The sequence below is a fragment of the Pediococcus sp. AC40 genome (genome assembly GCF_030252485.1).
GTDB lineage: Bacteria > Bacillota > Bacilli > Lactobacillales > Lactobacillaceae > Pediococcus > Pediococcus acidilactici.
Window position 1 is genome coordinate 1,045,396 of the sequence record NZ_CP127012.1, and the last position, 13,670, is coordinate 1,059,065.

Here is a 13,670-nt window from a genome sequence, read left to right on the forward strand (position 1 = left end):
TTTCTCCCTCCTTAAAAACCTATAAAAGTTGTTGAGGTGGAGACTTCAGGGCAAATAAAAAACGACTTTTTGCCCCGAAGCTCAGCAAAAAGCCGCATTTAGTTTATAGTAAGTAAACGCTGATCTATTCGTTGAGCTTTAGCACTATACAACGTAAAAATTTTCCAATTTTAGCTACCTTAAGAAAAGCCTTGAATTCGACAATTCCTGTTCTACCCATTAGTGTCTCTCGACATTTTTGGGCAGCAGCCTATGTTTGTATAGGAGCCTCACCTAACAAATGTATTCAATTAAAACAGAGTACCCTGTTATGGTTTCATCATACTTTATATTTACAAATAAAACTAACGCAAACCAAACACTTAACTAATTATTTATAATTTTTTCTTGACGGTTAATAGTAACGATTTTGGGAAAGGGGGCCTCCCCAGCTAAATCCCGACTAAATTATATAAAAAGAGTGACTAAAAAAACACTTTTTTGATTATGCTTTTTAGTATTTATAAAGTTATTCTTCAAGAGGTTCGCTCACGGTAATGGGCGACTGTTGCATGTAAAATAATTAATTGTTACCCTAGTAAAGATATGCAAAATGGGAAGATAAGTGTAGAAAGAAGGTTTAAATAATCGAATATAAAGACTTTATCTCATGTGTGACAGTAATTAAATTAGGACGTTTTTCTTAAAAAATATTAAATAAAGGAAGTATAAAAATGAAAAACGTCCAAAAACAAGTTCCATCTTTAATGATTATTATCGCATTAGTGGGTTTCCCGCAAATTAGTGAATCCATCTTCACTCCCGTCCTCCCTGCCTTGAGTGCTAATTTAAATGTAGCCGATCGGACTGGTCAATTAGTAATGAGCACTTACTTTGTTGCTTTTGCAGCGGGGGTATTATTTTGGGGGAAGCGTTCAGATGTCAAGGGCCGCAAACCTGCGATGTTAGAGGGCTTATTAGTCTACCTTGTCGGCAACGTCGGACTATTTTTTGCGCCTAATTTTATAGTCATGATTTTCTTTAGATTGATCCAATCTTTCGGAGCTAGCGTGGGATCGGTAGTGACCCAGACAATCATGCGAGAAAGTTTCTCGGGAAGTAAGGGAGCTAAGGTTTTCGCTAACGTAGGTGCGGCCTTGGCCCTCTCCCCTGCGATTGGTCCCCTGCTTGGTGGATACGCCCAAACTTACTTTGGCTATCGCAGCGTTTTTGGTGTGCTAATTGCTATTGCAGTTTCATTGATAATTTATACCGGGGCGCGGTTGCCAGAAACCAATCCGGCAATTGGTATTAAAGGGCCCGAAATTTCTCTGATTGCGGTAGTTCGGCGTCTTTTTACAGACCATAATGTACTGGCCTATGGTTTATTGATCAGTGGAATTAACGGAATTTTATTTAGTTTCTACGCGGAAGCTCCGTTTATTTTTATTGATCATTTTCGTTTCTCACCAGTCCAGTATGGAATCATAGGTATTATAATTGCCTTATCCAGCATCATTGGTGCCATAATGGTTAACAAGTTAGTCTTAATCTGGTCGCCCACTAAGATTATTAAATTAGGTTTAATTTTTTCTTTATTTGGCGGACTATTTATGTTTCTAACGGTTTTACAAGATTCAGTAATCGGATTTATTACTGGTACCTTTATTGTTTTCTTAGGTTTATATACTGTACTCCCCCTTTCCTTAAGCCTTGCTTTAGTAGGTTATGAAAAAATTATTGGAGTGGCTAGTGGAATTTTTAGCTTTGCTTATTACCTAGTGATTAGTTTTCTAACCTATCTAATTAGCGTGTTCCACACTGGCTGGGTCGGCATCTTACCAATTTATATTTTTATAGTAGTTGGGATCATGTCCCTGGTTTATTGGCTTAGTTTTAATAAACAGTAAAGCCTGATTCATTTAAAAACAATAATGATTAGCTATTAATTTGGTTAATGAAAGACCATCAACTGAAGATATACAAATTATTAAGTAAATGGATTAATTAGTAAGTACCTTGTGTGCTCCTAAGTTACCTTTTTTACGGCTTATAATTTTGGATATTGTTCGGGGATGGTCTTTTTATATTAGATTAGATACGGTAGATGATTTTTGAATTCTAAGCTTTATACAAAGAATGCCTAGTTGACATTTAGAACATAAAATAAAAACAATACCCTCTATTGAATAAAACGCTTTCAAAGGATACACTTAGGATATAAATAAAAAGGAAGGCGACATTTTATGAAAACTATCATTTACGTACATCCCTGGGAAGGCAGTTTTAATCACGCAATTCTTGAAAGTGTAAAAAAGAAATTTGGCCAAAAGCATGAAGATTACCAAGTAATCGATTTGTATAAGGATCAATTTAACCCTACTTTTTCCGCTGAAGAACTGAGCATGTTCAATGCCGGAGATACTCCTTATCTAAAGGTTAAAGAGTATCAAAAAATGATCAAAGATTCTTCAGAATTGGTTTTCATCTTTCCAATTTGGTGGTTCTACTTGCCAGGAATTTTAAAGGGCTTCTTTGACAAAGTGATGTTGAAAAAATTTGCTTACCAAGTCGACGAACAAGGCACTTGGACAGGGCTCTTAACCAATATTAAGAAAGTAACCGTCATTACTACGGCTTCCATGACTAAGGACATTTTAAAAGCTAGCGGTGATCCAATTCAAGGACTGTTTATTAACGGCACCTTAGGATCCGTTGGGATTACGCCTGATAAAGTTAGCTGGCTGCATTTCGGAAACGTGGAAACTGCATCTCCAGAAGAACACACTGCGTTTTTAGAAAAAATAATTGTTTAAATATAAAAACAGCCCTGGCCATTAGAATTAATGACTAGGGTTGTTTTTTACTATTTATAACGATGCTTACCTATTCCAGTGACCAGTTTTAACTTTAAAATACACCTGAGCGCCAAAAAATACTAAATAAGATAGCCCTAAAAATATTAAAGCTCCGGTAATGATACCTGGCATTTAACTCACGCTCCCTTTGCTTGATTTTATTTTGATTGATGATATCATAATAGAAAAGGCAAGGGGTGCCTCCCTTGCCACGCCGATGGGTTTTAATGTGCGAGCTAATTACTTAATGTGATTAGCTTTTTTTATTATCTCGTAAGCTTTAGCCAGAAGCAAAATGCCCCGGCATACCACGTAGAAAGCAAGCGCCCACGCCATTAACAATCCCTTTCAAGTTATTCATATCTGACACCTCCACGCCTCTGGATTTTTTTGAAGGGTGCCATATAAAAACTCAAACGGCGGCAATTTTTCGGGGGTTGCAGATCCCCTACTTAATTACGTATCCGATTATATCATTTTGTCTCGGCTGATCACATTTCCTTCTACTTTTTAATGGGTGTATGCCAGTAGTTCCCAGTTTTATTAAATAAAAAAGAGCGCGAAACAAACTAACTTTTGTCTCACCCTCACCGAAATAGCTTTTTAAGATTTTTATCCAATTACTCATCATTTAGTGTGGTTAAAGCTAACTACCAAACCAATACCCATTTTGGATGACGTCCAACATTTTAGCTAGTTGAACCGTTTCGGCAATGTCGTGGACTCGTAAAATCCGGCCACCATGCAGATACATATATGCCTCAGCCACCAGCGTTACCGGGAGCCGGTCTTCTTTTGGTAACCCGAATAATTTAGCCCCAAACCCTTTTCTCGAAATGGCAATCATCATGGGCCGGTTTAGGTAATTAAACTGGTCGATATTTTTCATCATCGCGTAGTCTTGATAGCCATCCGCTTTTTTCGCGTAACCAATCCCCTGATCTAACGCAATTCGATTAATATTAATTCCGTTTTGAACTAGCGTGGCAATATTTTCTTCAAAGAATGTCTTCATTTCTGCCGTAAGGTTATCGTAATCTTTATTACGCGCACTGTGCATCGTTAGCAGTCCAACATTAGAATTACGCATCAGTGCCAGCTTTCGTTGGTCATCGGTAAAGGCGTTGACGTCATTAATGATATCGACATAATCGATCACCCGTTCCATTACCGCGTATTTATAAGTATCAATCGCTACCGCCACTTGACTAAAGTTCTTTTGAATTAGGTCGAGTACTTGGGTAACTCGTTTGAGCTCTTCTTCCGGGGGAATTTCTACAAAGCCTGGCCGAGTAGTTTGGCCACCAACTTCGATAACGTCTACTCCGGCGCCAACCATTTCAGAGACCCGTTTTAAGATTGCGGTTTCACTTTGATACCAGCCGCCATCGTAAAAAGAATCGGGAGTAACATTTAAAATCCCATAGATTACGGGACGTTCAGTAAGGTTAAATTCAAAGCGACCAGCTTGCCACAGCACCCGGTACTTTTGATTTAGATTGTTCATTTGTTGGTCTAAACTCGGATCATTAAAAATTTCCGTCAATTTTTCCTTAAAAAGGGCTAAGTTAACCCGTGGTAAAAGTAAGTCTACTTTTAGCCCCTCCACTGTATGAATTAAATCCATCTGGTCTAATAGTTTGGCTAACAACCTTAACTTCGCATCGTCATCAGCAATTACCTTTAACGCTAAGTAACGCTGCCGGTTAAGCAGGTCATCCCATATTTTATTTTCCAATTGACTGCTAAATTGTAAATGCCGTTCGTAGATTTCCATAACTGATTCCTTTATATAAAGTAGCTGTCCAATAAATTCTGAACCGCCTTTGTCCGATGCAATAGCGGTATTTTTTCATCGTTAGGCAGTTCCGCTAGCGTAGCGTTTTTTCCCGGGACTTCCAATATTAGATCAAAACTTTTCCCATTGTTTCCGCGGGGCTCGGCACTAATTTGCCCAACAAATTTACCGGTTGCTTTAAGGACGTGAGGTTGGTTTACCGCCACCAAAGTAGACTGCATGGTTACTTCCCTACTTTGATTGGCGACCATCTTTAAAATTTCTTGGTTCAACGCCGAATCCGTAGTTTGGTCCATGTGTAAATCTCGCGAAGTAGTGATTCCTAAACTTTGAGGGCATGCTTTTAACATCATCCCAGTATCGTCAGCCACGATCCACTTTCCCGGAAGTTTTTGAGCAATCCAGTTGGCCTTGGTAAGCGCATTTTCGGAATAACTTGTGGTACCTTCCTTAGGAAAATCAACTCGCCCTAGCAAAGACTGGTACGAAATTGACTGCTGCCCAAACCATTCAAAAATCTGAATCAGTTCCCTAGTTTTATTTCTATTATTGGAAGCAATTATAAAGTTAGTTGGCATTGGAAACATTCGGTACCTCCAGCTCCTTGATCAAATAAAATGAACCGGTAACTACAATGGTCGTATCTGCATCAGCTAATGTTAAAGCCTGTTGCAAAGCGGTATATAGGTCACGATAACTACCCACGACTTTATTGCCTAACACGGTCTGAATCGTTGTCGGACGTAGTGCTCGGGATGGATTGTCTGGTTGAACCGCAAAAATCCGATCGGCCGCTTTAGCATACAAGTGCAACATTCCTGAATAATCTTTGTCTTTTAAGAACCCTAAAATAAAAAATAATTTGTGATTGGCGTTCAAATTGGACAATCCCTTAATCAGGGCTTGAGTACCGTCCACGTTATGAGCCCCGTCTAAAATAACCAACGGATCCCGTTGCAAAACTTGAAATCTACCCGGAATCTGAATGTGCTGCATCATTTCTATTAGTGGTTGCCAATCGTTAATCACTTGCTGATTAAACAGCCATTCGTAAACTGTTACCATGGTCGTTAAATTATCAATTTGGTAATCGCCCAGCAATTTAAACGGCGTCGCTGCAATGTTAGTGGTCTTGGCATGCAGACTAACTTTGAACCCAGTTATCGAGCGCTTAATCACTTGGATTGTTCCCGGAACTGCTTGAATTACCGAAGTGGCCCGTTTTTGAACCGCCTTTTTTTCAAGGATTGTCCGCACCTGCTGCGTTTGTTTGGGGGCGATAAAGACGGTTGCATCTTTTTTGATAATTCCCGCCTTATTTTGCGCAATTTGTTCTAAGGTATCACCTAAAATTTGTACATGGTCGTAATCAATGTGGGTGAAAACGACCGCTGCGGGATGTTCAATAATGTTGGTTGCGTCATTTTCGCCACCGAGTCCTGCTTCGATAATTGCCCACTCTACGCCATTTTCAGCAAAATATTCCAACATAATCAACGTAAACCATTCGAAGATTGAAATACTTGCCGGTGTGATAGTTTGGGGAAGTTTTTGTGCGATTTTTTCGTATAAAGCCACAAAAGCTTCTTTTTCAATCATCGAGCCGTTAATTTGAATTTGTTCGCGCTGGTCAATCATTGCCGGGCTGGAAAAATGGCCCACCCGGTAGCCCGCGTTTTCGAGACTTTTTGCAAGCATAGCGCCTGTAGAACCTTTCCCGTTGGTCCCCGCTAAGTGGATGATTCGATAATTTAAATCAGGATGTCCTAAGGCTGCGAGGACTGTTTTTAGTAATGGAATGCGATCTTGGTGACTAACCAGCATGTTATGGTTTAATTTTCGAATTAATTCTTCGTAAGCTGTTTTAGGCATTTTGTTGTCCGACCTGCTGGAAAAAGTTAGCCCTTAAAGCTTGATCCGTTTTAAAAACCCCGGTCATTTTTGAAGTATAGGTAAATAAGTTCGATTGATTAATACCACGCATTTCCATACATAAATGCCGTGCTGACACGGTAACTGCGACCCCTTGAGGATCTAAGATGTTAGCTAATTCGGTGCTAATTTGGGTAGTTACTTTTTCTTGCATTCCGGGCCGTTTAACAACAAAGTCAACCAACCGGGGGATTTTGCTAATCCCAATGACTTTGCCATCCTTAGGGACATAAGCGACGTTGACGTTACCAAAAAATGGTAATAGATGGTGCTCGCATACCGAATAAAACGGAATCTTTTGAACTAAAACCATTTCAGGCTCTTCGTCTACGTGAAAGATCTTATAATCGGTAAAATCGGTCGCTTGGTGGTTTAGCCCCGCAAAAAATTCTGCATAAGCTTTCGCCACTCTTTTAGGCGTTTCCACCAAACCTTCTCGTTGGGGGTCTTCCCCAATGCCTTCTAATAAATCACTGACTGCTTTTTCAATTTTGGGTAGGTTCAATGTTTTCACTTCCTGAATCATATATTCTGACCATATTTTTGTCCGAAGTTGCATCAAGTAAAGCTTGGATTGCTTGATGAAGTTTAGGATCGTCCTGACTGACTTCCAACATCGGAATTAAAACAAAACGCCGATTTGGAATCTCCGGATGGGGAAGCGTTAATTCCGGAGAAGACACATGGTCGTTATTAAAAAATAAGATGTCTAAATCAATCGTCCTCGGACCCCAGTGGATGATTCGTTTACGTTTTAAAGCTTTCTCAATCGCGTGCAAATCATCTAATAGCTCATAAGCACTCTTCGAAGTCTTAACTTGAATCGCCATATTAAGAAAATCATCCTGTTTGACGCCACCCACCGGTTCAGTTTCATAAATATGGGAAAGTCGGCTAACTTGAGCCACCTGATTTAACTTCTCAATTGCTAATTCTAAATTCTTTTTACGATCCCCTATATTACTGCCAATGCTTAAATAAGCCGTATTAACCATTCTGTTGACCACTCACTTCTATTTCTACGTTATCAAAATGTCCGTTAATCGGGACGCTGTATTTTCTAATTTTCAACCGCACGGCTTGAAGACTTGGATACTCACGTAAAATCAATTCTAATAGGTGATTGGCAACGCTTTCGATCAAGTCATAGTTATGAGTTAAAACAAATTCTTCAACCGTTTTATAAACGGCCGAATAACTAACCGTTTCGGTTAAATCGTCATGTTTAACTCGTTCTTCAATTGGATAAGTTAGCTCGGCATCAATTTCGATTTTTTGCCCTAGCTTCTTTTCTTCCGGTAAAACACCGTTGTAAGTATAAAACTGCATGTTGTTAATTCTAATCTTTCCCAACGAAACTCACATCCAATCCTCGTTAATAGTTATAATAATACCATTAAAAATATTCCCTAAAAACTATGCTGCATCAGTAAAAAATATGTTAAACAATGGAAGCTTTGGTAACGGCCCGTTGATAGGTTAATTTAAAAATTGAATTAATGCTAAACGCGAGGTCTCTTTTATGATTAAGTCGTAAAATCCTTTTTGGGAGCCACAAAATATGTCAACTCGGAGAATTAAAGGAGAGTTTAATCGTTTGAATTAAAAAAATTATCCCTAAAATTAGATTTTAGTTCATAAAAGATTAAAATTTAATTACATACATTCTATTGACTTTTTTTTCTGCTACAATTATACTCATATTTAATTTATTTTTATTCATAAAAGGAAAAGTTAGGAGAAGATATTCAATATGGGTGAACAAAAGAAAAAACTATCGCTCGGCGCTTTAGTTTTGATGATATTTACCACCATCTTTGGTTTTGGTAATACCCCTACTGCTTTCCAGCAAATGGGTTACGGAGCAATTTTTTGGTATATTTTAGGTGCAATTTTATTCTTTATTCCCGCTGGCTTAATGTTTGCGGAATACGGGGCAACCTTTAAGGAAGCTAAGGGGGGGCTTTACTCCTGGTTGGAACAATCCATCGGTGAAAAATGGGCCTTCATCGCCACATTTATGTGGTTGGCTTCATGGATTATTTGGATGGTAATGATCGCACAAAAGATTTGGATTACCTTGGCAACCATCATTTCTGGGCACGATACTACTGGTAGCTGGTCACTATTTGGAATGAATTCAACCATGACGATTGGATTACTCGCCATTCTATGGGTAGTATTTGTAACTTGGGCCGCTTCTCGAGGAATTAATACTTTGGCAAAGGTTTCCTCATTAGGTGGTTTAGCCGTAATGGCAATGAACGTAATCTTACTATTAGCTAGTGTGTTCATTTTAATCGCTAACCACGGTCACTTGGCTCAACCAATCAATCATTTAAGTGATTTTGCAACTTCGCCAAGTGCCCAATTCCAAAACCCCATCGCGATGATTTCCTTCGTAATTTACGCGATCTTCGCTTACGGCGGTTTGGAATCCATGGGGGGAATCACTGATAGTTTAGATAAGCCTGAAAAGACCTTCCCTAAAGGGGTTATGATCGGTGGAATCGTAATCGCGGTAGGTTACTCATTTGCGATCTTCCTCTGGGGAGTTTCAGCAAACTGGCACACCGTAATTTTGGAACAAAAAGCTAACTTAGGTAATATCACGTACGTAATGATGCAGAACTTAGGATTAGAGTTGGGTAAAGCAATGGGCTTGAGTAGTTCAGCTGCAGTTGCGTTAGGAACGGCCTTCTCAAGATTCTCTGGTTTAGGAATGCTGTTAGCTTACGTTGGTTCCTTCTTCGTTTTAAGTTACTCACCATTAAAATCATTCATCTTAGGTTCACCTAAAGAATTGTGGCCAAAGAAAATGACCGAACTAAACAAAAACGGCATGCCTGCTAACTCAATGTGGTTACAAGCAATCGTAGTTAGCGTATTTATCGCTGGAATTTCTATTTTAGCTTCAATTACTCACAAAGAAGCCACTTTCTTCTACAACGTGTTGACTTCCATGAGTAACGTTTCAACTACTTTGCCATACATCTTCTTAGTAGGGGCATTTCCATTCTTCAAGGCTAAAAAAGACCTTGATCGGCCATTTGAAGTTTACCGTAGTCGGCCTTGGATGCTAACCATCGTTACGGTAGTGTTAATTACCGTCGGCGTCGGAATTGTCTTTACCGCAATCTCACCGTTCATTTCCGGAGATTTGTTCACCGGATTATGGACCGTGGCAGGACCGTTATTCTTCGGTTTAATTGCTTGGGCATTCTTAGTTAGACGTGAAAAGAATAAAAATATTTAATAAATAAAAATCGTAAGTTTCAAGCATGTGCTTGGACTTACGATTTTTTTATTTGCGCCTTTTTATTGCCAATGGGTTTGTTTAAACTGACTTCGCCCGCCAGCCTCTTCAATTTGGTATCTCCGCGGATTCTTTTTATAAAATTGCTGGTGTTCTTCTTCCGCCGGATAAAACGGTTGGGCATCCTCAATGGTAGTGACGATTGGTTCGTCAAATCTACCTGATTCCGCGAGTGCTTTACGGGAAGCCAACGCATCCTGGCGCTGTTCTTCGCTGTTAACGTAAATTACCGGTCGATAGCTGTCCCCTCGGTCTTGGAATTGCCCCATCGCGTCTGTAGGGTCCGTTTGTTGCCAATATATTTCTACTAACTCCCGATAAGAAATAATTTCAGGATCAAAAGTGATCTGGACCGCTTCAGTATGGCCGGTGGTGTGCGAAGCTACCTGTTCATAAGTGGGATTTGGTACATGTCCCCCAGTATAACCAGAAACGACGTTTAAGATTCCAGGCTGCGTTTCAAATGGTTCGACCATACACCAGAAACATCCGCCCGCAAAAATAGCTGTTGATGTCATAAGTTACCCTTCTTTATCAAAGATTTTTTTCAAATAGCCGAGGTGATGCTCTTCCAATTCATCGTACGGGATGAACTTCAGCGCTGCCGAATTAATACAATAACGCACGCCTCCAGCTTCTTGTGGACCATCCAAAAACACGTGTCCTAAATGGGAGTCAGCTTGTTTGCTGCGCACTTCCACACGTTCCATTCCCCAGGATTGGTCCCGGTGTTCGGAAACTAACTGAGGGTCAATTGGTTGGCTAAAGGCTGGCCATCCACAGTGAGCGTCATATTTAGCGGTAGAGCTAAATAATGGTTCTCCACTGACTACGTCAACGTAAACTCCTTTTTCATAGAAGTTATCATATTTCCCGCTAAAGGGACGTTCTGTAGCCGCTTCTTGCGTCACCGCATATTCTTCAGGACTAAGCTTTTCTTTTAGCTCAGCTTTAGAAAGTTTTTTGTTCTCCATTTGCAGCACTCCTAACCACTAAAATGAATATAAATACATATTTATGGGTAATTTTGTTTAATTAACCCCCTAAATATACAATTGGAAGATTAAAATAGAATTAGATCTTCGATCGTTGTGGCTACATTATAAGCTGAATATTTTCAAAAGCAAATAATTGGCTTGCCCGTAAATTTATGGGACAAAAGGGTTCTTATTTGACCGAACCAATTCCTTTCTTAATTAACCGAGCGATATTCTCCGCAACTTGGGCAACATCATGAGGACCAGTTGCCAAAGCTTCGCGTAGCGACTTAACTCCGGATACGCTCGTAAAAATTGCGTCAATTGCGTTATCTGCGTATAATTCATCAATTCCCTTGCCGACGTTACCAGCAATTACAATCACCGGCGCATCTGGAGCAACTGCCTTAGTGGTTAGTGCCACCCCATAGGGAGTTTTGCCATACTTAGTTTGAAAATCGATTCCCCCTTCTCCGGTAAATACGTAGTCCGCATTTTGCGCCTTATTTTTTAATCCACTGTATTCGATTACGATGTCGATCCCTTTTTTCATGGTTGCGTTAGTAAATGCTACTAGCCCGGCACCTAAACCGCCTGCCGCACCAGCACCAGGGCGATTAGCTAAATCAAGCCCTAAATCGCGCTGTAAGACTTTTGCATAATGAGTAAGGTTTTGATCCAGAAGTTGAACCATCTCGGGAGTCGCGCCCTTTTGGGGACCAAAAACCGCCGATGCGCCTTGTTTACCAATTAAGGGATTGGTGACGTCTGAGGCGATGATAATTTCCGTTTTTTTGATTCGGGGATCGATTTGGGTAACCCTAATTTGCTTAAGTTGATTTAAATTGCCCCCGCCTAGTTGAATAGCTTGACCACTATCGTCTAGCAACTCTGCTCCAAGAGCTTGGGCCATTCCGGCACCGCCATCGTTAGTGGCACTGCCACCGATGCCAATGATTAACCGATCAACTCCTTGATCAAGTGCCTTTAAAATCAGTTCGCCCGTCCCGAAAGTAGTTGCTTTTAATGGATTCCGAGTGGTTTTCGTAACGTATTGGATTCCACTGGCTTGCGACATTTCAATCACGCCGGTATACTGGTCACCTAAAATTCCATAAGTAGCGTTTACGGGCTTACCAAGTGGACCGGTAACTTCAGCAGTCAACAGCCGTCCCTTAGTGGCGTCAACTAAAGATTGTACGGTTCCTTCACCACCGTCTGCCATGGGAACGAGTGTATAAGTCGCTTCCGGAAAAATTCTTTTAAGTCCCGTTTTAATGGCGTTAGCGGCTTGTTTAGCTGTCATTCCATTTTTAAATGAATCTGGTGCAATCACAAATTTCATTATTCTACTCCTTTATTAAAAGAATCCATACATTACGGTTGCAACGATGGTCATTGACAATCCGACCAAGGTTTCATAGATAATTGAACGAGAACGTTCCTTAATTTCCATATGCATGGCATTGGCTGTAACGTGAAAATAATTCCCGTGTGGCAAGTGATCAATTACCGTCGCCCCAGTATGTACCATCGCAGCAGCGCCTAACGGACTTACCCCAAAACCTAAGATGGCCTTACTAAAGGAACCCGTGGCTAAGATAACCCCCGTCGACGTTGAAGCAGTTGCCGCCGCCATTAAGATTCCAGCTAACGGCGCCAAGAAGACTCCAGAAACGTGGCTGATTTTGATTAATTCAATAATTTTATTTGGCAAACTAGACGTGGTAATTAACGCGCCAATCATTCCTGCCCCGATTAAAATCATGACTACATCGGTCATTCGGGCAATTCCAGATTGAGCGTAAGCCTTTAATTGTCGTCCCTTTCGCATTGCTAACGTCCCAACTACGGCAGCAAAGGGAAGCACGTAGGTGGCATCCAAATTTAAATTAGTTAAACCGTGAATATGTAAAAGTGAACTTAACGGATTTAGTAGCAACAAAACAATCGCTAAAATCGGGGTTACCAAGGCTGTGGCCAATGATGGCAACTCCGTAGGTTGCTTAGGCTTAGTTAGATTTGCAATATCCGTATCTAAGACTGCACTCCCACGATGCTTCAAAAAGGATGCCACTACAACTGCCACAATTAAACCAACGACACTGGGAATAAAGTCTGCAATCATGATCTGACTTAGATTAACGCCAAACCCTTTTGCTGTAGCAATCGAATTGGGATTTGGTGAAATAATGTTTCCGGCTTTGCCGCCTCCGGAAAGGGCAACTAAGAGCGCCAATTTTGAAATATGCATGCGTTGGCCAACTTCAAGCGCAATCGGCGCAACGATTAAGACGGCAACTGGGATAAAGACTCCCACTCCCGTAATTACCATTGTCGCTAATGCTAAACTAAATAGCGCTAACTGATCCCCCAGTTTGTTAACAATGGTCTTAGCGATCACATCCGCTGCGCCGGATTCCATCATCACCCCGGCAAGCATTCCGGCTGCAATTACCCGTAACACAGTTCCCATAACGCTTTGCGAGCCTTGAATGAGGACGTTAATGGTTTGGCTAAGTCCTGCTCCACCTAGCAAACAACCTAAAATTGCCCCCAACATTAACGAATAAACGGGGTTTAATTTCTTGAGAATAAGGATAATGGCAACGGCTAACCCCACTAGCGCTGCCCACCATGGTAATAAATGCATGAAATACTCCTTTCTTGTCAATCAATTCACATAACATTATACAGCTAATCACAAAGTAAAATAACCTCCTTTTCAAAAGTAAGCGCTTAACTTAGCAAATATGTAAAAAGGCTCTCCGTTACCAGATCCTCACCCTTCAGTGAGCATTGGTAGCAAA

Annotated in this window: 13 protein-coding genes and 1 riboswitch; of the genes, 3 read left to right on the top strand and 10 right to left on the bottom strand. The window is 40.6% G+C overall.

What is annotated here, in order from left to right; translation table 11 throughout:
- Nucleotides 1–116: 116 nt before the first annotated feature.
- Nucleotides 117–288, bottom strand: a riboswitch (M-box (ykoK) riboswitch).
- Between the two features lie 425 nt (nt 289–713).
- Nucleotides 714–1,889 (top strand): multidrug effflux MFS transporter, encoded by a 1,176-nt coding sequence (locus tag NL111_RS05055; RefSeq protein ID WP_285109969.1) that lies wholly within the window; start codon nt 714–716, stop codon nt 1,887–1,889.
- 336 nt (nt 1,890–2,225) lie between these two features.
- The gene (locus tag NL111_RS05060) at nt 2,226–2,795 is read left to right on the top strand and encodes an NAD(P)H-dependent oxidoreductase (protein ID WP_024862342.1); all 570 of its coding nucleotides are present in this window, start codon (nt 2,226–2,228) and stop codon (nt 2,793–2,795) included.
- Between the two features lie 688 nt (nt 2,796–3,483).
- On the opposite strand, the gene folP is transcribed toward NL111_RS05060, so the two are convergent.
- Genes folP through folB form a run of 6 tightly spaced genes read right to left on the bottom strand, consistent with a single transcriptional unit; the run spans nt 3,484 to nt 7,920 of the window.
- Nucleotides 3,484–4,614, bottom strand: coding sequence for a dihydropteroate synthase (folP, locus tag NL111_RS05065; RefSeq protein WP_285109970.1), 1,131 nt, complete (start codon nt 4,612–4,614; stop codon nt 3,484–3,486).
- 11 nt (nt 4,615–4,625) lie between these two features.
- Nucleotides 4,626–5,222 carry a non-canonical purine NTP pyrophosphatase gene (locus NL111_RS05070; protein ID WP_024862340.1) on the bottom strand — a complete coding sequence of 199 codons (597 nt, stop codon included), beginning with the start codon at nt 5,220–5,222 and terminating at the stop codon, nt 4,626–4,628.
- Nucleotides 5,203–6,507 carry a bifunctional folylpolyglutamate synthase/dihydrofolate synthase gene (locus NL111_RS05075; RefSeq protein WP_285109971.1) on the bottom strand — a complete coding sequence of 435 codons (1,305 nt, stop codon included), beginning with the start codon at nt 6,505–6,507 and terminating at the stop codon, nt 5,203–5,205. The genes NL111_RS05070 and NL111_RS05075 overlap by 20 nt, the downstream gene beginning before the upstream one ends.
- Nucleotides 6,500–7,093 (bottom strand): GTP cyclohydrolase I FolE, encoded by a 594-nt coding sequence (gene folE, locus NL111_RS05080; protein ID WP_416277131.1) that lies wholly within the window; start codon nt 7,091–7,093, stop codon nt 6,500–6,502. The genes NL111_RS05075 and folE overlap by 8 nt, the downstream gene beginning before the upstream one ends.
- Nucleotides 7,053–7,562, bottom strand: coding sequence for a 2-amino-4-hydroxy-6-hydroxymethyldihydropteridine diphosphokinase (folK, locus tag NL111_RS05085; protein ID WP_002831662.1), 510 nt, complete (start codon nt 7,560–7,562; stop codon nt 7,053–7,055). The genes folE and folK overlap by 41 nt, the downstream gene beginning before the upstream one ends.
- The gene (gene folB, locus NL111_RS05090) at nt 7,555–7,920 is read right to left on the bottom strand and encodes a dihydroneopterin aldolase (protein ID WP_080548161.1); all 366 of its coding nucleotides are present in this window, start codon (nt 7,918–7,920) and stop codon (nt 7,555–7,557) included. Before folB ends, folK begins: the two co-directional genes overlap by 8 nt.
- A 400-nt stretch (nt 7,921–8,320) precedes the next feature.
- On the opposite strand from folB, the gene yjeM reads away from it, so the two are divergent.
- The gene (gene yjeM, locus NL111_RS05095; protein ID WP_002831664.1) at nt 8,321–9,823 is read left to right on the top strand and encodes a glutamate/gamma-aminobutyrate family transporter YjeM; all 1,503 of its coding nucleotides are present in this window, start codon (nt 8,321–8,323) and stop codon (nt 9,821–9,823) included.
- A gap of 62 nt (nt 9,824–9,885) precedes the next feature.
- Here the strand turns inward: yjeM and msrA are convergent, their stop codons facing one another.
- The 4 genes from msrA to NL111_RS05115 all read right to left on the bottom strand — a co-directional run bounded on the left by msrA (nt 9,886) and on the right by NL111_RS05115 (nt 13,513).
- A complete protein-coding gene (gene msrA / locus NL111_RS05100) occupies nt 9,886–10,401 on the bottom strand; it encodes a peptide-methionine (S)-S-oxide reductase MsrA (RefSeq protein WP_024862337.1) in 516 nt (171 codons plus the stop codon).
- A gap of 3 nt (nt 10,402–10,404) precedes the next feature.
- A complete protein-coding gene (gene msrB, locus NL111_RS05105; protein ID WP_002831667.1) occupies nt 10,405–10,857 on the bottom strand; it encodes a peptide-methionine (R)-S-oxide reductase MsrB in 453 nt (150 codons plus the stop codon).
- 193 nt (nt 10,858–11,050) lie between these two features.
- On the bottom strand, nt 11,051–12,205 hold the full coding sequence (locus NL111_RS05110) for a glycerate kinase family protein (protein ID WP_285109973.1): 1,155 nt from the start codon (nt 12,203–12,205) through the stop codon (nt 11,051–11,053).
- A gap of 15 nt (nt 12,206–12,220) precedes the next feature.
- Nucleotides 12,221–13,513, bottom strand: a complete 1,293-nt coding sequence (locus NL111_RS05115; protein WP_285109974.1) for a GntP family permease — start codon at nt 13,511–13,513, stop codon at nt 12,221–12,223.
- Between the last annotated feature and the right edge of the window lie 157 nt (nt 13,514–13,670).

Excerpts from the sequence above, each read along its gene's own strand:
- NL111_RS05060 (WP_024862342.1), top strand. The coding sequence starts at position 2,226 with ATGAAAACTATCATTTACGTACATCCCTGGGAAGGCAGTTTTAATCAC.
- folE (WP_416277131.1), bottom strand. The coding sequence starts at position 7,093 with ATGATTCAGGAAGTGAAAACATTGAACCTACCCAAAATTGAAAAAGCA.
- folK (WP_002831662.1), bottom strand. The coding sequence starts at position 7,562 with ATGGTTAATACGGCTTATTTAAGCATTGGCAGTAATATAGGGGATCGT.
- NL111_RS05055 (WP_285109969.1), top strand. The coding sequence starts at position 714 with ATGAAAAACGTCCAAAAACAAGTTCCATCTTTAATGATTATTATCGCA.
- NL111_RS05110 (WP_285109973.1), bottom strand. The coding sequence starts at position 12,205 with ATGAAATTTGTGATTGCACCAGATTCATTTAAAAATGGAATGACAGCT.
- msrB (WP_002831667.1), bottom strand. The coding sequence starts at position 10,857 with ATGGAGAACAAAAAACTTTCTAAAGCTGAGCTAAAAGAAAAGCTTAGT.
- NL111_RS05115 (WP_285109974.1), bottom strand. The coding sequence starts at position 13,513 with ATGCATTTATTACCATGGTGGGCAGCGCTAGTGGGGTTAGCCGTTGCC.
- NL111_RS05075 (WP_285109971.1), bottom strand. The coding sequence starts at position 6,507 with ATGCCTAAAACAGCTTACGAAGAATTAATTCGAAAATTAAACCATAAC.
- msrA (WP_024862337.1), bottom strand. The coding sequence starts at position 10,401 with ATGACATCAACAGCTATTTTTGCGGGCGGATGTTTCTGGTGTATGGTC.
- NL111_RS05070 (WP_024862340.1), bottom strand. The coding sequence starts at position 5,222 with ATGTTTCCAATGCCAACTAACTTTATAATTGCTTCCAATAATAGAAAT.
- yjeM (WP_002831664.1), top strand. The coding sequence starts at position 8,321 with ATGGGTGAACAAAAGAAAAAACTATCGCTCGGCGCTTTAGTTTTGATG.
- folP (WP_285109970.1), bottom strand. The coding sequence starts at position 4,614 with ATGGAAATCTACGAACGGCATTTACAATTTAGCAGTCAATTGGAAAAT.